Origin of the sequence: Halobacillus salinarum, assembly GCF_022919095.1 — a bacterium.
GTDB lineage: Bacteria > Bacillota > Bacilli > Bacillales > Halobacillaceae > Halobacillus_B > Halobacillus_B salinarum.
The window spans coordinates 2,116,069-2,138,898 of record NZ_CP095073.1 but is presented as its reverse complement, the minus strand read 5'-3'; the positions used below and the strand labels follow the sequence as shown (position 1 = coordinate 2,138,898).

The window sequence follows — 22,830 nt, the reverse complement described above, 5'->3', positions numbered from 1 at the left end:
ACCCCGTGATATAATTTGTATGGTTAAAAATATCTCTTTCATTTGATTTACACGATTTTTACATGCAATTGGCTGTTTTTAAGTGTCTTGGCTTCTCATTTTTTCATTAAGCCCTTATAATTAGGGAAGGTAAATTAAGAAGCAGACCTTTTTTTGAGCCTATAAAGGAGCGATTTGTTATGGCAATTACCCACAGAAAAGATACTCGTCAGGTTAAAGTCGGGGATTTAACGATAGGTGGCGCAGACCAGGTTGTCATTCAATCAATGACAACTACGAAGACGCATGATGTTGAAGCAACGGTTGCTGAGATTAAACGCCTTGAAGAAGCAGGCTGTCAAGTTGTCCGTGTGGCCTGCCCGGATGACAGAGCTGCAGACGCCATTCCCGAAATTAAGAAGAGAATTAATATTCCGTTAGTTGTTGATATTCATTTTGACTATAGAAAAGCTCTTAAAGCTATTGAAGGTGGAGCAGATAAAATTAGAATAAACCCTGGTAACATTGGTAAACGGGAAAAAGTTGAGGCGGTTGTAAATGCCGCTAAGGAAAAAGGAATTCCTATTCGAATCGGTGTGAATGCTGGTTCTCTTGAAAAGCATATTTTAGAAAAGTACGGCTATCCTACTGCTGACGGCATGGTTGAGAGTGCACTCCATCATATCAAAATTCTGGAGGACCTGGATTTTCATGATATCATCGTCTCTCTGAAAGCTTCCGATGTTAATTTAGCAATAGAAGCTTATGAAAAAGCAGCAGAAGCAATTTCTTACCCTCTCCATTTAGGGATTACAGAGTCCGGTACGCTGTTTGCCGGGACTGTAAAAAGTGCGGCAGGACTTGGAGCCATATTGAGTAAAGGCATTGGCAGCACCCTTCGTATAAGCTTAAGTGCAGATCCCGTAGAAGAAGTGAAGGTAGCAAGAGAGCTGCTAAAATCTTTTGGTCTTGCTTCAAATGCGGCAACGCTGATCTCCTGCCCGACTTGTGGAAGAATTGAAATCGACTTGATTTCCATTGCCAATGAAGTAGAAGAGTACATCCAGACGATTAAAGCACCTATTAAAGTCGCTGTTCTAGGTTGTGCCGTAAACGGCCCGGGGAAGCCCGCGAAGCCGATATAGGGATCGCTGGTGCACGTGGTGAAGGACTGTTGTTCAGACACGGGGAAATCATTCGAAAAGTGCCTGAAGAAACAATGGTAGAAGAATTGAAAAAAGAAGTCGACAAAATTGCTGAAGAATTTTATGAAAAAGAACGGTTAGAGAAAGAGAAAGAGAAAGAGAAAGAAAAAGAAAAAGAAAAGCAAGAACAAGCGTAACTTAAAAAAAGGTGGATCCAATCATGGATCCACCTTTCTTATTTAGAAGAAATTGTAGAACGGCGCAAAGAATAAAGAAAACAGAATGGAAATAACACTAACGATAATCGCCATATTTCCAAGTGTATCTGCATTACGTCGTTTGGCAACGATTCCGAGAATGATGCCAGCTGCCCCCATAATAATTGGAGCAAAGAAAAAGGATAAAACGGCAACCGTCAAACCAAGCCAGCCCATCCCAGCATTCACGTTGTTATCCATCGTGGTTTCTTGTTCTTCATTCTGCATAGGCTCACTTATTGGGACTGCCGTTGCTTCTTGAGCAAATTCCTCTTCGTAGCTGTCACCATATACAGGCTGTTCGGGATCCCGATCTTCTTCGAGTTCCTCCAGTTCCTCGTCCCGCATTTCTTCTTCTGTTACTTCTTCGATTTCATCACCATGTTCTGGTGCCTGCTCTACATCTTGATTCTCAACAGGATATTTTGGATCATCCATTAGACTCACCCTCACTTTCTGTTAGAAGAATCAAGAGTAGTATGTGATAGGAGAGCAGCTATTATAGAGGTACTTGATGGAAAAAAGCTTAATTCGCTACTGCAACAGCTTTTGCATTATTTTGGATAATCGTTGCATAGCTGCTTCTTGCATGTCCATTTTTCTTTTTGTATTGGACAAGACCGTTCATTCCCCTGTTATAGGCTGTAAGTGCTTCATTCCAATTTCCGTACTTCTCTTTTAGAAAATCTAAATAAACGAGTGATAACTTCATGGAATAATATGGATTGAACAGCAATTTCTTTTCATATGGAAGTCCCCCCATCTTTGCAATCCAGGGAGCTGTGTTCTTCATAAATTGCGACATTCCATATGCACGTCCATACTTGGTTTCTGGACCAACCAGATTAGGGTTGAATGTGCCTCCTGATTCTACATGAAGTAATTCAAAAACGAGATTGGGATCGATTTGGTACTCGTTTGCTTCCTTGACCAAGTACATCGCCCACGCCTTCTTAAACCTTCCCTTACTTTCCTTTACGAATGAGTCTGCTTTCTCTTCTATCTGCATCCATTTTTTATAACTGGATTTTTTTGATAACGATAACGAATCTTTTTGTAAATACTCATTTTCCGCATGAAGCTGTTTATTTTGTAATGTAAGCTGTTGAACTTGTCCTTCTAATTTCTCCACTTGGCGCTGTTTGTACGCATATGCCGCAAAAAAAGTGCACACCACTATCAAGAGCGTGCCGCTAATTTGCACGAATAATGCCTTTGACTGCATTTCTTCAACTCCTTTAATCCTTCCTATAGACACACATTTTTCGTTGAAATTACATATGTTGTACTGAATATCAACGGAGAGGAAGCTGTCTCATGGTAAATGTGCTTCAACAAATCATTACCCAGAAATTAAAGCAGTTAACCGTAAATGAATTGATGCAGTACAGCCAGAAATACAATATCCCCATAACAAAGGAAGAAGCAGCCCAAATCATCAAAGCTCTTAAGAAGAACAAAGAGAATCCGTTTGAGAAAGAAGGACGAAAACGAATGCTGAATCAGCTGGCAGCCATCACTTCAAAAGATACAGCAAAAAAAGTTAATCAATTGTTAAAAAAATTAGCCAAAGAATACGGAGTCGAACATTGGCTGAAATAAAAAAGGATGCGTTTCGCATCCTTTTATTGCTGCATAATTTTCTGTTTCAATTGGTCGTCAAATACGCCCTCTTTCAGCATATTGATTTCAAATCGATAAGGGGGCTTTTTATTCTTCTTATCTTCCCCCACATAAGGAGTCTCCAATATTTTCGGAAGATCCGTAAGCGCTTCATGATGAACGACTTTATGAAGAGCTTCAAAACCGATATGGCCAAACCCGATATTTTCGTGACGGTCTTTGGCTGCCCCTCGTTCATTTTTGCTGTCATTGACATGAACGACTTTCAGCCGGTCAAGCCCAATGATTCGATCGAATTCCTCTAGGACACCATCAAAATTATCGACCACATCATACCCGGCATCGTGAATGTGGCACGTATCAAGACAAATTGAAAGTTTATCGTTTAAATGTACACCATCTATGATCTGGGCCAATTCATCAAAAGTTCTTCCACATTCAGAACCTTTCCCTGCCATCGTTTCCAAAGCTATTTGTGCTTTCTGTTCTTTGTGCAGAACTTCGTTAAGTCCTTCGATTATCTTTTTAATCCCTTTATCTGCCCCTTGTCCAACATGTGAACCCGGGTGTAAAACAATTTGACGAGCTCCTATCGCTTCTGTCCGCTCAATTTCATTTTTCAAGAAGTCAACAGCAAGCTGGAACGTTTCAGGTTTCGTTGTATTTGCAGCATTAATGATATATGGGGCATGGACAACGATATCTGTGATCCCCTGCTCTTTCATATGCTCTGTGCCCGCCTCAATGTTTAATTCTTCAATAGGGCGCCTTCGTGTATTTTGCGGGGCTCCGGTGTAAATCATAAATGTCGAAGCTCCATAGGAAGCCGCTTCTTCACTGGCCCTACAAGCATTTTCTTTCCTTTCATGGATACGTGTGAACCAATCTTTACCATCATTTATCCCCCTTAAAAGTCATCGTCCTTTGCGAAAACTGTCTCTCTTTAGTTTGCGTTTGTTTTTTTCTGTTGCCCGTTTCATTTTCTTTTTATAACCTGGTTTCACTTTTTTCGGTTTTCTTACCATCTGACGCGCTTTCTTATCAAGTTCTGTGTCTTTTGGCTGACGCGTCTGCCTTACATTATGAGCTTTGATTTTTTTCCATTCTTGATTTCGAATGTCGTAAAATTCAAATTCCAATCCGCGCTTCTCTAATTTTTCGATCAGAGGAAGATCCTCTTCTTTATACAAATTGATGGCCGTTCCTTGTAAACCTGCACGTGCTGTTCTGCCGACCCGGTGAATATAAAATTCTTCTTCTTTCGGGAGACTGGCATTAATCACGTGACTGACACCCTGAATATCAATGCCTCGTGCTGCAAGATCAGTAGCAACGATATACTGATAACGCAAACTTTGGAGATCTTTGAGCATGCGTTTTCGCTCACGAGGAGACAGACCGCCGTGAATGATGCCTGTTTCCAGCCCTCTATCCAGCAATGCCTCAGCAAGTTCATCCGCTTGGTCTTTGCCATTAGTGAAAATAATAGCGAGGTAAGGCTGGATCGTCTTTGAAATCTCGATAATGATATCAGCAGGATGCTTGTGGCGAAGCGGAATGAGCCTATGTTCCATCGATTCCGGAGCAGGCTTTTGATCTTGAATTTGGATATGAGTCGGATTATCAAGGTATTTTTTTAAAAACGGCTGCAGCCGTTCTGGAATGGTCGCAGAAAAGACCATGATCTGAACTTCTGGATTGGTGTGTATGAGGATTTGATCGACATCTTCCATAAATCCTAAATCAACCATCAAATCAGCTTCATCAATGACAAATGCTTTGACAGTTCCGAAGTTTAACGCTTCTTCTTTCACCATGTCGAGAATCCTGCCCGGCGTTCCTACAACGATTTGAGGAGGATTGGAGGCCAGTTTCTCCATCATTTTCTGTTTATCCGTACCACCGATGACCAGCTTTGCAATCCAGCTTTCTTCCTTCTCTGCAAGTTGAATCGCTTTTTTTACTTCATCATATAATTGTATAGCTAATTCCCTGGTGGGGGCAGTAATGACATACTGGACCTGGTTTAAATTTTCTTCCATCTTATTCAGCATCGGAAGCAAAAAAGCGTGCGTTTTGCCAGAGCCAGTATGGGACTGACCGATTAGGCTTTCACCTCTTAAAGCAGCAGGAAGAACCTGTTGCTGGATAGGGGTTGGCTCTTGAAAGCCCAGCTTCTTTATCACATGGCTCACCGTCGCATTGATGGCATACTGTTCAAATGTATGTTTGCTCATAAATTTCTCCTTTAATGAAAAGTGTTCCTTCCCCATTATAATAGAGTATGATGATAAATGCACGATAACCATTCGAAGAGAATCTTTGTCAACTTTCAGTTTACCCTTTATAATGAAACTTGGACGATTTATAGAATTGTCATAAGAGGAGGAACGCATGCATGGAAGTTATTAAAATTGCCCCGCGTGGTTACTGCTACGGAGTCGTAGATGCTATGGTCATTGCCCAGAATGCAGCCAAAGACCCTAACCTCCCGCGGCCTATATATATCCTTGGAATGATTGTGCACAATACTCATGTTACGGAAGCATTTAATAATGAAGGAATCATCACAGTAGACGGAAAAAATCGTATGGATTTACTTGATGGTATTCATGAAGGAACTGTAATCTTCACTGCGCACGGAGTCTCTCCGGAAGTGAAAGAGCGTGCAAAAGCGAAAGGTTTAACCGCTTTAGATGCGACTTGCCCTGACGTCACAAACACCCACGATTTAATCCGTGAAAAAGTAAAAGAAGGCTATGAAATCATTTATGTTGGAAAAAAAGGGCACCCCGAACCTGAAGGTGCAATGGGCGTTGCCCTGGTAAAGTACATCTTGTTCAGACAGAAGAAGACGTCAAAGACCTTGAAGTGGATAGCGAGAAATTGTTGATTACTAACCAGACGACAATGAGCCAATGGGATGTCTATGATGTTATGGAGACGGTGAAAGAAAAATATCCTCACGTTGAAAAACACCAGGAAATTTGCATGGCCACACAAGTAAGACAAGAGGCTGTGGCCGAACAAGCTAAAGAGGCCGATTTAACGCTGGTCGTTGGCGACCCAAGAAGTAATAATTCAAACCGCCTGGCACAGGTTTCAAAAGAAGTGGCAGGTACAGAAGCTTATCGAATTGCTGATGTCACTGAAATTGAATTGGATTGGTTACAAGGCGTACAGAAAGTAGCTGTTACTGCAGGAGCTTCTACACCGACGCCGATAACAAAAGAAGTGATCAAATTTATTGAAGCCTATGATCCAGGAAATGAAGAGACTTGGATCTTGGAATCCAAAGTGGAACAGAAGAAAATCCTTCCACGCGTAAAGGCAAAAAAGAAAACAAAGTAACAAATAAGACCACTGCCTCCTTAAGGCAAGTGGTCTTTACTTTTACAAAAATGTAAATGGTTCAGTATTTGCTTCTGATAAATAAAAGGTGACTTCTTTTTCAAACCCGCACTGATTTTCTAGATATTCTTTAATTTTTGCACAGACAAGCTTTTCTACATGATGGCCTGGATCGATTACTGACAGCCCCATCTCCTGTGCATCCTGTGCCATGTGGAAAGTCATATCACCAGTAATATAAACATCTGCTCCCATTTGTCCCGCCTGATGAATATACTTTTCTCCACTTCCTCCAAGAATAGCTACCTTTTTTGCGTTCTTATTCAAGTTCCCGGTTACTCTTAACGCAGGGATTTGGTATTTTTCTTTCACTTTTTCAGCCAGTCTTTCTAAAGTCATCGGGCGTTCAAGAACACCTATTCGCCCAACACCAATTTTTTCTCCTTTGTTTTCCAGCTGATAGAGATCATACGCAGCTTCTTCGTAAGGATGGGCCGTCTGCATCGCTTGAATCACTTGATTCAGCTTTGATTTAGGCACAATTGTCTCTATTCGTTTTTCTTTTACCTTTTCAAGAGTGCCCTGCTTGCCAAGGAAAGGATTGGTTCCTTCTTGAGGCATAAAAGAGCCTTCTCCTGCAATCTGAAAAGTACAGTGACTGTAATTTCCAATATAGCCGGCACCAGCTTCGCTCACAGCGTCTCTCACCTTTTCTGCGTGATCTTCGGGAACAAATACAGCAAGCTTATAAAGATCATCTTCTCCTGTCGGAATAAGCGGCTGTAATTCATGCAGATCCAATGCTTCTGCCAGCACATCGTTTACACCGCCTTCAGCAATATCCAAATTCGTATGAGCCGCATATACGGTAATGTCATGCTGGATCAGTTTCTGGATGACTCTTCCTTTTGGTGTATCCAAATTGATCTGTTTAAGGGAAACAAAGAGCAGAGGGTGGTGGGCTATGATTAAATCAATATTTTTTTCAATCGCCTCTTCCACTACGTTTTCAAGGACATCTAAGGTGATCATTACCTTATTAATCGGCTTATGAAGTGTTCCTACTTGAAGACCCACATTATCCCAATCGAAAGCCAGCGACTTAGGTGACCATTTTTCAAATTCCTTAATAAGCGTCTGTCCAGTTATTTGATTCATATCGCCAAGACCTCCTCGATCCATTCCATTTCCGTTCTCACCTCATTCATTTTCTCTAAATGAGGTTCTTTAGATTTATTAATCTGAGTAAGTACCCGTTGTCTTTTTGCATATTCCTCCTTCCATTTCTGCCTAAACACCTCGGGCCGTTCCTTTAATAGGTGTGGCCCAAAAAGAAGCTGTTTTGAGAAGATGTCCTTTTGGTAACAAACAAGAGGATCCCCGGGCTGAGCGATTAATATTTCATAGGTATGACCATTTTCTTCAAGAATTTCTTCTTTCGTTAATTGGTACTTCTGTTCAATAAACCACTCTCGCAGAAATTTTGCACCAATATTCGGCTGTACGATTATTCGGTCAACATTCTTTAATTTTTCTTTCCCGCGGTCGAGGATGTTTTTAATAAGAGAGCCGCCCATTCCTGCTATGACTACTTGTCTGACTTCGCCAGGTTCTAAAACTTCCAAACCATCACCAAGCCTCACTTCAATTCGATCTTCAAGATTCTGGTTACGAACTTCTGATAAAGCACTTTCATATGGCCCCACATTCACTTCACCAGCAATTGCTTTTGCTTCGGAATCGTTTAAACACACGTAACAAGGTAAGTAAGCATGGTCTGAACCAATATCAGCAAAACAGCTGTCACTTGGAAGATAATCTGCCACTCTTTCTAATCGTTTAGACAATTGATATACATTCATTTTACTGCTCCTCATAAAGAAAAGCCCTCTGCATGAAACCAGAAAGCTTTTCTTACGGTTTATTTCTTTTTAGCCAGCCACTCGGCAATCTTTTTAGCCTGTTCCCCTTGGTAAAGCCCTGGCGGCATTTGAGATCCTTTACCATTTTTAATTATGTTTTGAATTTCCTCTGCTGAGTAACGACCCCCTACTTTTTGCAGGTTTGGCCCTACCCCGCCACTAAGGTCTCCACCGTGGCATGTTGCACATTTTGCTTTAAAAAGTTCTTCCGGAGAAGCATCAGAGCCACCGGACTGCTGTTCTTCAGTTTTGCCGCCATTTTTTTCTGCATTCTCAATGGCTTCTTTCTGGTTTATTCCAGCAGTTGAAATAATGATCATTGCGACTATACCGAGAACTGCAATAATTGCAAAAGGAACCACAGGGTTTCTTTTCATCTCGAGTAACCTCCTTATGTATCCCCTTTAAGAAAGAGAGAGATAGACTACATTCATTTTACTTGAAAACCTTTACTTAGAAAAGGGATAACCCGTGAAAACTTGCAAAACAAGCATGATGACCATTAAAGTCAGTCCGATTATTCCCGAGGCAGTTAAGTAATGTAGGTTTGTTCTCTTACCAATGAACAGCCATACTAGACTATTGACCATTACGACTACATAGATACTTATATTATGGCTGTAAAAATGATGAAACATACTTACAGTGGTGAGAAGAAGAATTAAAAACCCTGCAATAGCCGGCATATGAAACAGCGGGCTGTTTTTGCTTTTCAAATCTTTTGCGATCCAAAAAACAAGGAGAACAAATGTCGACAAAAGCCCTGTTTGCAAAAGCAAGCCTATTTGAGTAAAATAAATGACAAGAAATGAAAGGGGTAACAAAATTAAACAGCACAATAATTTGACGATGGTGAAGGTCTTGGAATAGGAAGCATCCTTTAGTGCATCTGGCAAATCGTCTGTAACCCCTTCCCCCTGGGTGTACAAAGCCAGCAAGTAATCGCAGTATTCTTGAGGCAGCAGATGATTTTGTTTCCAATACTTAATTTCATTTATAATGGTTTGCATACGGTCCTCAGCCAGTTTGGATCACCCCATTCATATAAAAAGCCCAGGACCCATCCGCGAAAAAGCGTGATGATGGCCCTGAGCAATTCCAATTCTCTATTCCATGAAGTCTTTTAATCGTTTGCTGCGGCTAGGGTGTCTTAGCTTACGAAGGGCTTTGGCTTCAATTTGTCGGATTCTTTCCCTTGTGACTCCAAAAACCTTTCCTACCTCTTCAAGAGTACGTGTACGGCCATCATCAAGGCCGAAACGAAGGCGAAGAACGTTTTCTTCACGGTCGGTCAAGGTATCAAGAACATCTTCGAGCTGTTCTTTTAAAAGTTCATAAGCAGCATGGTCAGATGGAGAGGTAGCTTCCTGGTCCTCAATAAAATCACCTAGATGAGAATCATCCTCTTCACCAATTGGCGTTTCCAGAGAAACAGGTTCCTGGGCAATCTTTAAAATTTCCCGAACTTTATCAGGAGTTAGCTCCATATCTTGAGCGATTTCCTCTGGCGTTGGTTCACGGCCCAGATCCTGAAGAAGCTGCCTTTGCACACGGATCAGCTTATTAATGGTTTCCACCATGTGGACTGGAATCCTGATCGTACGTGCCTGGTCGGCTATTGCACGGGTAATAGCCTGTCTGATCCACCATGTAGCATACGTACTGAATTTGTATCCTTTTCGATAGTCAAATTTCTCCACTGCTTTGATCAGACCCATATTTCCTTCCTGAATTAAATCGAGAAAGAGCATTCCACGGCCAACATACCGTTTTGCAATACTTACTACAAGGCGCAGGTTTGCTTCTGCCAGCTCACGCTTAGCTGCTTCATCACCATTTTCAATCCGCTGAGCAAGACTAATCTCATCCTTCGCGGATAGAAGGTTTACTCTGCCTATTTCTTTCAAGTACATTCGAACTGGATCATTTATTTTAACACCTGGCGGTACGCTCAAGTCATTTAGATCGAATTCTTCTTCTTTATTCAGCTGCTGCATGCTTGGATCCTGATCGGAATCACCGATGACTTCTACGCCCTGATCGTTTAAGTGCTCGTAAAATTCATCCATCTGATCTGAATCTAACTCAAAGCTGGAGAGTTTTTCTGCTACTTCTTCGTAGGCAAGGACACCCCGCTTTTTCCCAATCTCCAACACTTGGTCTTTTGCTTGTTCCAGTGTCAGTTCGTTTTCATTTTCTTTAGAACGTAATGGCTGTTGCTGCTTATCTGCCATAAGTTCCCCCTCCTTCCAACATATCTATCCAAACCTCAATGAGTGTTTTTTAAGTTTTTCTTTCGCTGCAGTATTTCCATGCCTATCTGAGCTGCTTTAATAGGATCATTATGCTGCTCTGCAGCTTTCATCTCAGCTTCAAGAGTTTTAATGTCCTTTCTGTCATGGGATTCAAGCTGAATCCTATAAATGTAATCTTGAAGCTCCTGGTCTGAAAGTTCCTCTTCAGCTGGCGCCATGGCCAGCTGGATAACCAGGTCTTTAAGTGAAGGATCATCCAGCCTCTCCACAAACTGACTGATATCCGGATCGTTACCGTCTTCATAATATGCATAAAGATAAGTAACAATAACCTGGTGGTCAGAAATATTAAAGGCTCCTCCGATTTCCTCCTGAACTCTATCAGCAATAATTGAATCTTTCAACATATATGCAATGAGCTTCCGTTCAGCATTATGAAAAGCTGGAAGAAGTTTTTGCTGCAGTGAATAATCGTTTCTACGATTAGTATGGCGTTTCTGCTGTTGGTTATCCTTTACAGGCTGTGTTTGTACACTGATTTGATCAAGTTCTTCTTTCAAAGTATTAAAGGATATGTTAAATTCCTTAGATAACTCCTGAAGATAGTATTCTTTTTCAATCGCGCCTGTGATCTTGGCTACCTCTTTCAATACCTCTTCGATATAGGCGATGCGATCTCCTTCTAGATTAAGATTGTAATCTCTTCTTAGAATAGACATCATAAAGGAAGTATAGGTTTCGCTCGCATCGATGATCTCCCGTTTAAACCGGTCTGCCCCGTTTTCTTGAATGAAATCATCGGGGTCCTGACCCTCCGGGAGCCGAGCTACATAAGTCTGTAAACCTACATCGCGCACCAGCTTGGCTGCTTTTACTGCTGCGTTAATTCCTGCCTGGTCTCCATCGTAGCAAATAATTGCTTTATCAGCGTAACGCTTCAACAATTTAGCCTGGGTGGTTGAAATTGAGGTGCCCATTGTACCGACAGCGTTATGCACTCCTGATTGATAAGCAGAAATAACATCTGCAAAACCTTCAAATAAGACTACACTATTCTGTTTTCGAATCGCAGACCTGGCAAGGTCAAAGTTATACAACAGCTTCCCTTTATGGAAAAGTTCCGTTTCGGGACTGTTAATATACTTTGGCTGCTGATCGCCTAACGAGCGGCCGGCAAAAGCCACTGTTTTACCTAGATGGTTACGGAGTGGAAATATGACTCTTCCGTTAAAACGATCATGATAATTCCCATCGTTATCTGCATTGAGCAGCCCTGCTTTAACCATGGTCTGTGGATGAAAGCCTTTCTTTTCAAGAAAGGTAACGACAAAATCTCTGGATCTTGGCGAAAACCCAATTTGGTAACGGTTAATTAATTCATCCGTAAATCCTCGATCTAATAAATATTGATAGGCGTCTTTTCCATCCTTTGAATTTTTCAGCAAGTGATGGTAAAGCTTAGTGAGCCATTCATGAGCTTCCAGAATCTGCTGAGACTCGGGACTTCGCTCCGGCTGATTTTCTTCCTGCTGGTGCTCAGGGAGCTGAACACCATTTTGTTCAGCTAAATGTTTTACTGCTTCAATAAAACTATAGCCTTCCATTTCCATTAGAAAGGTGTACACATTCCCTCCCTTTCCACATCCAAAGCAATGAAAAATCTGCTTGTCACTAGATACGGAAAAAGAAGGAGTATTTTCCCCGTGGAAAGGACAGAGACCAAAATAATTCCTGCCTTGCCTCTTTAATTGTACGTACTCACCGATCACATCAACGATCTCTGAAGACTTTCTTATCTCATCGACGAGTTCTTCTGGTATTTGTCCTGCCATACTAATCACCATATTAAAAAAATATTCGTTATAGACTACTAAATCCCTTCAAAGGAAGACAAAGTTTTTTTAAAAACCTGAGTAAATGCTTCCCTGTCCTCATTCGTAAATGAAGAGGGTCCTTTCCATTTCCCCTTTCTCTTTACCGTTTTCTGTCTCAAATGCTTATAAAACATAATTTCATCAGCATCTTCTTCATTAATTAGTTTACCTCTAGGAGTTATTACATAAACCCTTCTCGACGTTAACAATACGGCGAGAGACAGGTCCTGAGTAATCACAATGTCCCCGGGTTTTACATGATTTACAATATAAAGATCGACAGATTGCGAACCATCATCAAGAAAAGTCCAGGATCCTTCGGCTTTTCCGCTAAAATGATTAATTGTAGTTATAAACAACGGCGTGATCGAAAACAATGAACTGGTTTCTAAAATTTCATCTTTGACCGGGCAGCTGTCAGCATCTACCCATATATCAGGTCTTTGTTTTAGCATAATCTTGTACTTCTACAATGATAGGAAGAATCCTGCCATATTACGAATGTTTTATTTTTCTGACAAGTATTCCTCACGTTCATCTACCTTCTTTTTTCACAAAATATTATTATATTACATTAATGACTATTAAGCCAGGATTTTATTCTTTTTCCTTAAGAAAAGCCGCGCTGTCCGCTGCGCGACTTTCTACTTAATTTGTACTATTGTTGGGCTTCCTCACGTAATTTATTCATAATTACGTTCGCGGTTTCTTCAACTGCCTTGTTCGATACGTCTATTACGTGACAGCCAATGCGGTCGACCACTTGATTAAAATGATCAAGCTCTTGATGAATTCGGTCCATGTTTGCATAACTTGCCTGAGCTCCAAGTCCTAAAGATTTCAGCCGTTCTTTTCGTATATCATTCAGCTTTTCAGGGCTGATTTTTAAACCGATACACTTATCCGGATCTACCCGGAACAATTCTCTAGGCGGTTCGACCTCCGGCACGATGGGAACGTTAGCCACCTTAAGGCGCTTGTGGGCTAAGTACTGTGACAAAGGTGTCTTCGACGTTCTTGAGACCCCTATTAATACAATATCTGCTTTGCTGATGCCTCTCGGATCACGTCCATCGTCATATCGGACGGCAAACTCTATGGCTTCCACACGTTTGAAGTAGTCCTCATCCAACTTATGAACAAGACCAGGTTCAAGCCGGGGTTCTGTTTTAAAATAGCGTTCCATAGCATCCATCATTGGACCCATAATATCTATGCATTCGATATTATATTTTTTGGCTTCTGCAAGAAGATGAGCCCTGAATTCGGGTATGACAAGGGTGAAGCCGATCATTGCTTCCTGTTCCTTAGCCTGTTGAATGGTCTCATTAATTGTTCCCTTATCTTCCACGTAAGGCACACGCTGAAGATCAAATGGTCCATCGTCAAATTGGCTTAGTGCTGCTTTGACCACAAGTTCTGCCGTTTCGCCAACTGAATCTGATATTACGTAAATTAATGGTTTCTTCATCCCTCTTCCCTCCTCGTTTCGCATCTTATATGTGTTCATCCCGTCCTAGTTCCACCAGTGCCTTAGTAATATTCGTTTTCGTCAATCTTCCAATTACCTCCATACCATCGTCTGCCGCCTTGACTACTGGGAGGCCGTCAATTTGTTTCTCAATCAGTTTCTGTGCTGCATCCAGCAGAAGGTCATCCTCTTTACAAATCGTAATGTTCGGCATTCTTGTCATAATAATATGAACAGGGATTGAAGTTAAGTCTTGGTTTCCCATACTAGCTCTTAATAAATCTTTTCTTGAAAGCACTCCTACGAGAAGCGTCTGATCATTCGTAACAAACAAGGTTCCGACATCTTCAAGAAACATAGCACAAATTGCATCGTAAACCGAAACGTTTTCCTCTACAACAATCGGGACAGATTGGAATTCCTTTACTTTAAACTTTTTAAGTTTTTCGGTTAATAGTTCAGAACCGGATTTACCTGTAAAAAAGTACCCGACGCGCGGACGTGCGTCCAAAAAACCAGCCATCGTTAAAATCGCGAGGTCCGGCCTTAAGGTAGCACGTGTCAGATTTAACTGCTCGGCGATATTTTCTCCCGTAATAGGTCCATTATCCTTTACGATCTGAATAATCTGTTCTTGACGATTAGACAATTCCACACTCTTTCACCACCCTGATCCGCTGACTATGACATACTATTTATTAATTATATCTCAAATATTCACAGGCGTAAAAGTTGAAAGGTTAATAGTGCTGTTTCCATTGAACTGCATTAATATCCGCAAATAGCAGAATGTCATTAGCTATAAGCTGAAGCAGTGCTAACCGATTCTTTCTAACATCTTCCTCATCTGTCATAACCATTGTCTCATCAAAGAAGCGATGAATAACTGAAGCAAGTCCACTTAACTCAAATAGAGCCGTTTCAGCGTCTCCCCGGGCAAGTGCATTCAAATATGAATCATGGACGCTTTGGTAAGCTTCATAAAGCTCTTTTTCCGATTGATTTTGAAACAAGTTGATATTTACTTGCTCGGAACCAGCTTTCTTGGCTAAGTTTAATACTCTTCCCAATGCCTCGTGAACCTCTTTAAAAGCTTCGTCCTGACGCTTCTGCATAAGAAGATTGGCTTTCTTAAGTGTAAAAGGGTAGCTTTGAACTCCTTCTGCGAGTACAGCTTCCACAATATCCGGGTCCACCTTTGCTTCTTTAAGCAAGTATTCAGCACGCAGCTTGAAAAACTCAAACAGATCTTCTTTCACTTCATTTAACGGACGGAGAGATAAATTCAGCTCTTCATACATGGACAAAACAAGTTCTATGAGATCTTCAAGTTTGACGGACCACTGTTGTTTTTGAATGGTTTCCAATATACCCAGAGCCTGCCTGCGTAAGCCATATGGGTCCTGTGATCCTGTTGGAATATTCCCTATTCCAATCGAACCAGCAATCGTATCAAGCTTATCTGCAAGGCTCACAATTGATCCAGTTTCAGTTTCCGGGAGTTTTCCATTTGCCTGCCTTGGCATGTAATGTTCATTAACCGCCGCAGCTACCGCTTCATCTTCCCCAAAAAGCCGGGCATACTTTTCACCCATAACTCCTTGGAGCTCGGAAAATTCATCTACCATATGGGTAACTAAGTCAAATTTACAAATTTCTGCTGCGCGTTTGGCCAATGTACCCGTGCTTTCATCCAGCTTGAGCGTGCTGCAAAGTTTTTCAGTTATGGCTACAATCCGATCTACTTTATCCCGTAGAGTACCTAACTCTTCTTGATAAACCATTCGGTTCAATTTTGCTAAATATTCATGGATGGAAGTTTTCTGATCCTCTTCAAAGAAAAATTGAGCATCAGACAGACGGGCTTTTAATACTTTTTCATTTCCTTTTGCAACGATGTCAATATGATCCTCATTCCCATTCCTAACCCCAGCAAAATGGGCAAGCAATTCACCTTGATGATTTCGAACTGGAAAATAACGCTGATGTTCTTTCATGGAAGTAATAAGAGCTTCTTCAGGTACTTCCAGAAAAGTTTCATTAAAGCTGCCGCTGAAAACCGTCGGATACTCTACTAAATGAGTAACTTCATTAAGCAGCTCTTCATCTAGGACAAGCTGCCAATGATTTTCTTTCTCGAGCTCGTGCAGCTGCCTTCTAATTTTTTCTTTTCGAGTCTCCACATTGACTAAAACGAATTGATCCTCTAGCGTCTCTTCATATCTTCCCGCTTCTTCCAGTCTTAATTCACTGCCGAGGAAACGATGTCCAAAGGTAACGCTGCTCGTGTGTACACCTTCGATTTCAAAAGGAATGATTTCTTTTCCAAACAAGGCAGTAATCCAGCGAATCGGGCGGGCATATTTAAGATCTGAAGTCCCCCAGCGCATGTTTTTCGGAAAAGTAAGACTTAAAAATACGTCCTTAAACTCACGAAATAGTTCACTCGTATTCGTTCCTTTAATAAATTTTGTCACATGGACGTAATCCGTTCCATTGATCTCCTTAAAATAAATATCATCGACCGTTTTTCCCTGTCCTTTTGAGAAACCTATTGCTGCTTTTGTCCACTCTCCTGCCTCGGTTAAGGCGATGTTTTTGGCCGGCCCCTTCGCTTCTTCCTCAATATCAGGCTGTTTTGATTCCACTTCTGTAATCTTCACAGCTAACCGGCGGGGAGTTGAAAACACAGCTACTGTTCCATAAGGAATCCGGTGATCCTTAAGCCAGCTTATAGTTTTTGAATGTAACTGGTGGAGGGCGTCATCCATAAACCTTGCCGGCATTTCCTCGAGCCCAAGTTCAAACAATACAGTATTACTCATGAAGACCATCCTCCTCATTCAGCATTGGGAAGCCTAAACGCTCACGTTCCTGTACATAGGCTTTAGCAATGGACCGAGCAAGCTTCCTCACCCTGCCGATGTATCCCGTTCTCTCCGTTACAGAGATGACTCCTTTGGCATCTAAAAGATTAAAAGTGTGGGAGCATTTAAGTACATAATCGTAAGCAGGAAAAACTAAGCCTTTTTCCATAATCCTTGCTGCCTCTTTTTCGTAAGTATTAAATAAAGTAAAAAGCATTTCTTCATCAGACTCTTCGAAGGTATAAGTGGAATGCTCCACTTCCGGCTGCATAAAAATATCACCGACAGTTACACCATTGGTCCATTCCAATTCGAATACATTTTCCTTATCCTGAATATAGGAGGCAAGTCTCTCCAGACCGTAGGTGATTTCAGCAGAAACCGGCCTTGCTTCTAAGCCTCCAATTTGCTGGAAATAAGTAAACTGGGTAATTTCCATGCCGTCAAGCCATACTTCCCATCCTAAGCCCGCAGCGCCTAAGGTAGGGTTCTCCCAGTTATCTTCAACGAAACGGATGTCATGCTTTAAGGGATCGATCCCGAGGGCTTCCAAGGATTGTAAATAAAGTTCCTGAATATTATCAGGAGAAGGCTTCATAATGACTTGAAATTGGTGATGCTGATACAACCGATTTGGATTTTGCCCGTAACGTCCGTCAGCCGGGCGGCGAGAAGGCTCTACATACGCCACGTTCCATGGCTCTGGCCCAAGACTGCGTAGAAGAGTCATAGGCGACATTGTGCCGGCCCCTTTTTCTACATCATACGCCTGCATGAGTAGACATCCCTCGTTGGACCAGTGTCTCTGCAAGGTTAAGATCATATTTTGAATATTCATGCCATTTCCTCCCTTTTCCATAAACAATAAAATCCCGTCCCTATGTCTCACTGACATAGGGACGGGATTTCCGCGGTTCCACCCTACTTGCTCTCTATCTTTAAGAGAGCCGCTTTGTATAACTTATGCTCCAGAACGCCTTCACTGCACCTTACCCGCCTGTCTTTCACCGTCACAGGCTCGCTGGTTATGGGGAGGTATTCAGCTACTACTTTCCTTCGTCGCAATGATAAATTTTAGTATAAAAAATAATACTTAAACTTTTTACGTTTGTCAATAAGCTACGCAAACAAATCAAGCTGGTTCAAAAATTTCTTTGATTTTAAGAGATAACCTCCGTATTGATCATAGTATTGATCAAGCAGCTGGCGCAAAAGTTTTTTATTTTCAGGTTTTATGGATATTTGACCGATCCTTTTAACATCCATATGTAACAAAAGACGAAAAAGTCTCGCTAGAGGATCACTCATATGGGAAGCTTCTGGATCTAAGTGCCGGCAGCTTGAACATAAATATCCCCCTTCTGATATAGAAAAGGAAAAGGGGGCACTGGTACTCCCACAATTCACGCATTGGTCCAGCTGAGGAGCAAATCCTGCTTTCTTATAAATTTTCAACTCGTAAATCATACTGATAATGGCAGGGTCTTTCCCCTCTGCTATCCAAATAAAGGATTGAAGGAGCTGTTCAAACAAAAAGGGATCGGGCTGTTTTTCATCAATGAGACGATCCGTCATTTCGGCTAAATAAGAAGCATAGGCTGCAAGAACGATATCTTCCCGTATAGACCTCAAGGACGTCATCATCTCCCCTTGACTCATGGATCCAAGCCCGCTGCCAAGTTGAATTAAATACATGCCGTGGATAAATGGCTGGGTTACAGCAGCCATGCGGCTTTTTGGTTTTTTAGCCCCTCGGGCCATTGCACCAATCTTTCCCTTTTCCCTGGTCATAAGAGTTACGATCTTATGGGTTTCTCCATAATCTCTCGTACGAAGGACAATCCCTTCTATTTTTTCCAACAACCTGTTCACCTGCTTTTTTAAATGTTAGGGTCGTCAGAAGTTTCGTTTTCAGCGAGGACATTTGGCTGACCATCAGCCTGTTGTTCTGATATCTCCAATTCTTTTATTAACAAATAGGTTTCTATGTTTCCTGTCTGCCGAAACACATTCCAAGGTAAATCGAGCACAAGAAACACCGCCTTTCCACTGTCAGTCATAAACATACGTTACATTATTAGAATGTTTCCCGAGGTGAAAATCATAAGGCTTAATTTTTTCCAGTGTTAATAATCCTCTTCACGATAGCCAAAATCACTGAGTTGAACTTGACGATTTCTCCAGTCTTTCTGTACTTTAACCCATAGCTCTAAATAAACGTTGCTGCCGAGAAGCGCCTCTATATCTTTCCTTGCTCGTTTTCCAATTTCCTTCAGCATACTTCCCTGCTTCCCGATAATAATCCCTTTTTGTGACTGACGTTCCACAATAATGGCTGCCTGAATTAAAACAGCATTAGAGTTTTCGCGTTGTTCAATATTTTCAATCACGACAGCAATGGAATGCGGGATTTCTTCGCGGGTCAAATGCAGGACTTTTTCCCGGATAAACTCACTGACAATAAATCGCTCCGGGTGGTCTGTCAATTGATCCTCAGGATAAAATTGCGGCCCTTCAGGCAGTAACCCCTTCAAAACCTCAAGAAGATGGCTGACATTGTTCCCTTCCAAAGCAGAAATAGGAACGACCTCTTCAAAACTCAGCTTCTCACGATATTGATCGATCAAAGGTAGCAGCTGGTCAGGGTGGACTCGATCTATTTTATTTAATACCAAAAACACGGGCTGAGATACTTTCTGCAAGCGGTCTAAAATAAATTGGTCGCCTCTGCCGTAACCCTCTTCGGCATTGACCATGAACATCACGGCGTCCACTTCATTAAGGCTGTTCTCAGCCACATGAACCATATAATCTCCAAGCTTATGCTTGGGCTTATGAATACCAGGAGTATCTATAAATATAATTTGTGCTTCTTTATCAGTAAATACGCCTTGAATTTTATTTCTTGTTGTCTGGGGCTTATCACTCATGATCGCAATTTTTTCGCCAATAACGCGGTTCATAAATGTTGATTTCCCGACATTCGGCCTTCCTACTATTGCGACAAAGCCCGACTTAAATATTTCTGTCATTGTTGTTCCTCCATTGTTCACTTAAATAATAAATGCAGCGTATTCTTATCTTACTACAAATACCATTCATTTTCACCAAGGCCAGCTGAAGGATATCATTTTAGGGAGAAAGATCAAGATAGCAATCAGGACTGCGAAAATCGATGCAACAAGCACAGCGCCAGCAGAGATATCTTTAATCATTCCTACAAGAGGATCTCTCTCTGGGCTTAAGTAATCCATTACTCTCTCTATACTCGAATTAATCATTTCAAGAGCCATAACTAAAGGAATGATCGTAAGAAGGACAGCCCATTCCAACCTGGTTACATCGAATAAGAACCCTGCTGCTACGACGCCAATCGCTGCTGCGACGTGAAAACGGAAATTCCTTTCTGTTTTATAAACTTCAACGATTCCCCTCCAGGCAAAAATAAACCCTATGAACTTTTTCTTCGGCTTAGGATCTTTTGAGTCCAAATTCATTGAGAATTTCCTCTTGTCTGCCAAACATTTTTTTCTCCTCATCGGCGTCCATATGGTCATACCCTAATAAATGTAAAAAACCGTGCAGTGAGAGAAAACCTAATTCTCGTTCAAGTGAATGCTTGTACTCTTCAGCCTGCTGCTTTGCTTTGTCTACAGAAATTACGATATCCCCGAGCATCAACGGAAGTTCATCTTCAACAATTTCCATCTCTCCTTCCCCCTGCTCCTGCATAGCAAAAGAAATAACATCTGTCGGCTGGTTTTTTCCGCGGTATTCCTTATTAAGCTCCTGAATTTTTGTATCATCGACAAAACTGATGGATACTTCTGAATCGTCAGGGATATTCTCTTTTTCCCCTGCAAATTGAATAATTCGGTTAATCAAATCCTCGAAAGCCTCATCGATCGACTCTGTTTCATCCTGAAAATCGATTTGAATCATTATTTTGCCTCCTTTACCAACCTATCTGTATTTGGATATTGAATTCTTGAATGAAAGATCCCTTGCAGCGTTTCACAAATTGAATTTTCGATAATTTTTAGTTCTTTAAACGTTAACCGGCAGTTATCAAATTGTTCATCCAGCAGCCTGTTTTCAATGATCGAATGAACAATCGAACGAATCTTTTCTTCAGTCGGATGGTTCAGAGAGCGGACAGCAGCTTCCACTGAATCACAAATGCTTACAATTGCAGCTTCTTTCGATTGCGGCTTCGGACCTGGATAACGGAAATCCTCTTCAGATACTTCTTTCCCCTTTTCCTTCGCCTTATGATAAAAATACTTGAGCAGCGTTGTGCCGTGATGCTCTCTAGCCACGGCAACAATTTCTTTAGGAAGTCCTTCTTTCTCCAGCAGTCTCGCACCATCATATGGGTGATTGATAATGATTTCAGCGCTCTGCTCCGGCTCCAGGAAGTCATGAGGGTTTTTCATTCCCATCTGGTTTTCGATAAAGTAATGAGGGTGCTCCGTCTTTCCTAAGTCGTGATAATAAGCAGCTACCCTTGCTAACAAACCATTTGCTCCTACGGCTTCGCAGGCAGATTCACTCAAATTTGCGACCATGACACTGTGATGATAAGTTCCCGGCGTTTCTATAAGAATTTTTCTTAACAAAGGATGGTTCGGGTTGGAAAGAACGAGCAATTTACTATCTGACAAAATACCAAATCCCGCTTCAATAAAAGGGAGCAGCCCAATCGTCAACACAGCAGCCAGATAAGCTGCAATCACCCCATAGCCGCTGTAAAGAACCACATCCAGCCAGGCATATTTTTCAAAGGAAATGAATATAAAGAAAACAACGGATAATATATTGACAACCGCCACTCCTGTACTTGATTTAACTATGGACAGCCGGTCTTTTGTATTGACGAGAAAGTAGGCACCCGCAAGCTGGGACAGCGCTATGTAAATGCCAGCGTTTGCATTTAACATGCCCGCAGTTTCACCGTTAAATAATAGACAAGCCATAAGAGTATACACGATTGACAGGACAAGAGCTATTCGTTCGTTACACAAAAGCTTTAGAAGCATCGTGCCCGTCGCTGCTGGCAGTGCATAATAAATGGGCTGATTGATCGTGGTGTACAGGCTGACAATTTTCATGATTGCGGCCATGAAAATGGAAATGAGCAGGATTACGGCCAAATGCCGTACATGTAACTGTTCTTTTGAAATGAGCCGCAGACATTCGTAAAAAATAATCGCTCCAAGCAATAATGAGAAAACACCTAACCCCAGCAATGGGAGCCCATTTCTCTGTTGATCCAGCAAGCCTGTGAGCTGGAGTTCTTCATACACATCGTTTGTAATTGTAGCCCCTTCGGTTACGAGAACTTCTCCAGCTCTGATAATTACGGGTTCGACTTGAGAAGCCGCTTTTTTTCTGGCTTCATTTGTTTTCTGAGGATCGAACAAGGCATTTTCAACTAAAGCAAAATTTCCTAAATCTGAAACCGATTGTTTCATAGCATTCGGGAGTTGGGAATATTGAACTTTCAACTGAAGATTGTCTTCAGCATGTGTCAGGTCGGTCGACTTTATTCCTTCGTCAAAGGAAGACTGGAGAGAAGAAATAAGGAGATCTTCAGCAGCAGCTAAATCCTGCTTATTTGCTTCAAGGAAAGGCTGGAATACACCGAGGGGAAGGTCTTCGATGATATCATCTGACAGTAGATTACGCAGTTTAACAGAAATTTCTTCATTAGACAGCTGGGGCGAACCTGAGTCCCGGACCTCCCTTACTGCATCAAATATTTCCTCTATTTTCCCTAACCTTTCCTCTGAGATGGATGTAGACACTGTATACCTTTCTTCTACTGCCTGTGTTGCCTTTCTGATTTCCAGTTCCGTTTTCCGTTTATTTTCCACAGTGATTGGCGATCGTATGGTTTCTCCAGCTGTACTGAACTTGTCTAAATGATAAGTCTTTGTATAAACGTTGGAAATGGATAAAGCAAAAAAGAACACAGCAAAAAGCAAAGAAGGTATTCCAACTTTTAACCAAATACTATAGCGGAGAACATAGCCTTTTAACCGTTTCTTAATTTGATTATCCATAGCGCCCTCCCGGTGCCAAAT

At 41.6% G+C, this 22,830-nt stretch carries 21 protein-coding genes, 3 pseudogenes and 1 other annotated feature; of the genes and pseudogenes, 3 read left to right on the top strand and 21 right to left on the bottom strand.

The features are described 5' to 3' along the window. Positions 1-185 precede the first annotated feature (185 nt). Positions 186-1,321: pseudogene (gene ispG / locus MUN89_RS10900) on the top strand (flavodoxin-dependent (E)-4-hydroxy-3-methylbut-2-enyl-diphosphate synthase). Positions 1,322-1,363: 42 nt separating this feature from the next. Here the strand turns inward: ispG and MUN89_RS10895 are convergent. Continuing rightward, a complete protein-coding gene (locus MUN89_RS10895; protein WP_244707664.1) occupies positions 1,364-1,819 on the bottom strand; it encodes a DUF4190 domain-containing protein in 456 nt (151 codons plus the stop codon). 88 nt (positions 1,820-1,907) lie between these two features. Next, positions 1,908-2,606: a transglycosylase SLT domain-containing protein gene (locus MUN89_RS10890; RefSeq protein WP_244707662.1), complete on the bottom strand. Its 699-nt coding sequence runs from the start codon at positions 2,604-2,606 to the stop codon at positions 1,908-1,910. Positions 2,607-2,698: 92 nt separating this feature from the next. On the opposite strand from MUN89_RS10890, the gene MUN89_RS10885 reads away from it, so the two are divergent. Continuing rightward, positions 2,699-2,983, top strand: coding sequence for a DUF2624 domain-containing protein (locus tag MUN89_RS10885; protein ID WP_244707661.1), 285 nt, complete (start codon positions 2,699-2,701; stop codon positions 2,981-2,983). Between the two features lie 23 nt (positions 2,984-3,006). On the opposite strand, the pseudogene MUN89_RS10880 reads toward MUN89_RS10885, so the two are convergent. Further along, positions 3,007-3,899: pseudogene (locus MUN89_RS10880) on the bottom strand (deoxyribonuclease IV). Between the two features lie 19 nt (positions 3,900-3,918). Then, the gene (locus MUN89_RS10875) at positions 3,919-5,241 is read right to left on the bottom strand and encodes a DEAD/DEAH box helicase (protein WP_244707659.1); all 1,323 of its coding nucleotides are present in this window, start codon (positions 5,239-5,241) and stop codon (positions 3,919-3,921) included. Positions 5,242-5,402: 161 nt separating this feature from the next. On the opposite strand from MUN89_RS10875, the pseudogene MUN89_RS10870 reads away from it, so the two are divergent. Continuing rightward, positions 5,403-6,355: pseudogene (locus MUN89_RS10870) on the top strand (4-hydroxy-3-methylbut-2-enyl diphosphate reductase). Positions 6,356-6,397: 42 nt separating this feature from the next. On the opposite strand, the gene MUN89_RS10865 reads toward MUN89_RS10870, so the two are convergent. The 17 genes from MUN89_RS10865 to MUN89_RS10785 all read right to left on the bottom strand — a co-directional run bounded on the left by MUN89_RS10865 (position 6,398) and on the right by MUN89_RS10785 (position 22,809). Continuing rightward, positions 6,398-7,513 carry a Nif3-like dinuclear metal center hexameric protein gene (locus MUN89_RS10865; protein ID WP_244707657.1) on the bottom strand — a complete coding sequence of 372 codons (1,116 nt, stop codon included), beginning with the start codon at positions 7,511-7,513 and terminating at the stop codon, positions 6,398-6,400. Beyond that, positions 7,510-8,217, bottom strand: coding sequence for a tRNA (adenine(22)-N(1))-methyltransferase (locus MUN89_RS10860; RefSeq protein ID WP_244707656.1), 708 nt, complete (start codon positions 8,215-8,217; stop codon positions 7,510-7,512). The genes MUN89_RS10865 and MUN89_RS10860 overlap by 4 nt, the downstream gene beginning before the upstream one ends. 59 nt (positions 8,218-8,276) lie before the next feature. Continuing rightward, entirely contained in the window at positions 8,277-8,654 is a 378-nt protein-coding gene (gene cccA / locus MUN89_RS10855; RefSeq protein ID WP_244707654.1) for a cytochrome c550, read from the bottom strand. Positions 8,655-8,726: 72 nt separating this feature from the next. Further along, the gene (locus tag MUN89_RS10850; RefSeq protein ID WP_244707652.1) at positions 8,727-9,287 is read right to left on the bottom strand and encodes a hypothetical protein; all 561 of its coding nucleotides are present in this window, start codon (positions 9,285-9,287) and stop codon (positions 8,727-8,729) included. A gap of 96 nt (positions 9,288-9,383) precedes the next feature. Further along, positions 9,384-10,511, bottom strand: a complete 1,128-nt coding sequence (gene rpoD, locus MUN89_RS10845; protein WP_244707650.1) for an RNA polymerase sigma factor RpoD — start codon at positions 10,509-10,511, stop codon at positions 9,384-9,386. A 35-nt stretch (positions 10,512-10,546) separates the two neighbouring features. Continuing rightward, positions 10,547-12,376: a DNA primase gene (dnaG, locus tag MUN89_RS10840; RefSeq protein WP_318036076.1), complete on the bottom strand. Its 1,830-nt coding sequence runs from the start codon at positions 12,374-12,376 to the stop codon at positions 10,547-10,549. Positions 12,377-12,402: 26 nt separating this feature from the next. Beyond that, complete coding sequence (locus MUN89_RS10835; RefSeq protein ID WP_244707648.1) at positions 12,403-12,861, bottom strand: YaiI/YqxD family protein; 459 nt, start codon at positions 12,859-12,861, stop codon at positions 12,403-12,405. A 203-nt stretch (positions 12,862-13,064) separates the two neighbouring features. Next, positions 13,065-13,877: a pyruvate, water dikinase regulatory protein gene (locus tag MUN89_RS10830; protein ID WP_244707646.1), complete on the bottom strand. Its 813-nt coding sequence runs from the start codon at positions 13,875-13,877 to the stop codon at positions 13,065-13,067. A 25-nt stretch (positions 13,878-13,902) separates the two neighbouring features. After that, on the bottom strand, positions 13,903-14,532 hold the full coding sequence (locus tag MUN89_RS10825; protein ID WP_244707644.1) for a transcriptional regulator CcpN: 630 nt from the start codon (positions 14,530-14,532) through the stop codon (positions 13,903-13,905). Positions 14,533-14,617: 85 nt separating this feature from the next. Next, positions 14,618-16,702 (bottom strand): glycine--tRNA ligase subunit beta, encoded by a 2,085-nt coding sequence (gene glyS, locus MUN89_RS10820; RefSeq protein WP_244707642.1) that lies wholly within the window; start codon positions 16,700-16,702, stop codon positions 14,618-14,620. After that, positions 16,695-17,582: a glycine--tRNA ligase subunit alpha gene (gene glyQ / locus MUN89_RS10815; protein ID WP_244707640.1), complete on the bottom strand. Its 888-nt coding sequence runs from the start codon at positions 17,580-17,582 to the stop codon at positions 16,695-16,697. Before glyQ ends, glyS begins: the two co-directional genes overlap by 8 nt. A gap of 54 nt (positions 17,583-17,636) precedes the next feature. Further along, positions 17,637-17,813, bottom strand: a binding site (T-box leader). 50 nt (positions 17,814-17,863) lie between these two features. After that, complete coding sequence (gene recO, locus MUN89_RS10810) at positions 17,864-18,607, bottom strand: DNA repair protein RecO (protein ID WP_244713729.1); 744 nt, start codon at positions 18,605-18,607, stop codon at positions 17,864-17,866. 17 nt (positions 18,608-18,624) lie between these two features. Continuing rightward, positions 18,625-18,804, bottom strand: coding sequence for a YqzL family protein (locus MUN89_RS10805; RefSeq protein ID WP_396266092.1), 180 nt, complete (start codon positions 18,802-18,804; stop codon positions 18,625-18,627). Positions 18,805-18,870: 66 nt separating this feature from the next. Further along, positions 18,871-19,776: a GTPase Era gene (era, locus tag MUN89_RS10800; RefSeq protein WP_244713500.1), complete on the bottom strand. Its 906-nt coding sequence runs from the start codon at positions 19,774-19,776 to the stop codon at positions 18,871-18,873. A gap of 72 nt (positions 19,777-19,848) precedes the next feature. Beyond that, positions 19,849-20,241 carry a diacylglycerol kinase family protein gene (locus tag MUN89_RS10795; RefSeq protein ID WP_244713498.1) on the bottom strand — a complete coding sequence of 131 codons (393 nt, stop codon included), beginning with the start codon at positions 20,239-20,241 and terminating at the stop codon, positions 19,849-19,851. After that, positions 20,216-20,689, bottom strand: coding sequence for an rRNA maturation RNase YbeY (ybeY, locus tag MUN89_RS10790; RefSeq protein ID WP_244713725.1), 474 nt, complete (start codon positions 20,687-20,689; stop codon positions 20,216-20,218). Before ybeY ends, MUN89_RS10795 begins: the two co-directional genes overlap by 26 nt. Continuing rightward, the gene (locus MUN89_RS10785) at positions 20,686-22,809 is read right to left on the bottom strand and encodes an HD family phosphohydrolase (RefSeq protein ID WP_244713495.1); all 2,124 of its coding nucleotides are present in this window, start codon (positions 22,807-22,809) and stop codon (positions 20,686-20,688) included. Before MUN89_RS10785 ends, ybeY begins: the two co-directional genes overlap by 4 nt. Between the last annotated feature and the right edge of the window lie 21 nt (positions 22,810-22,830).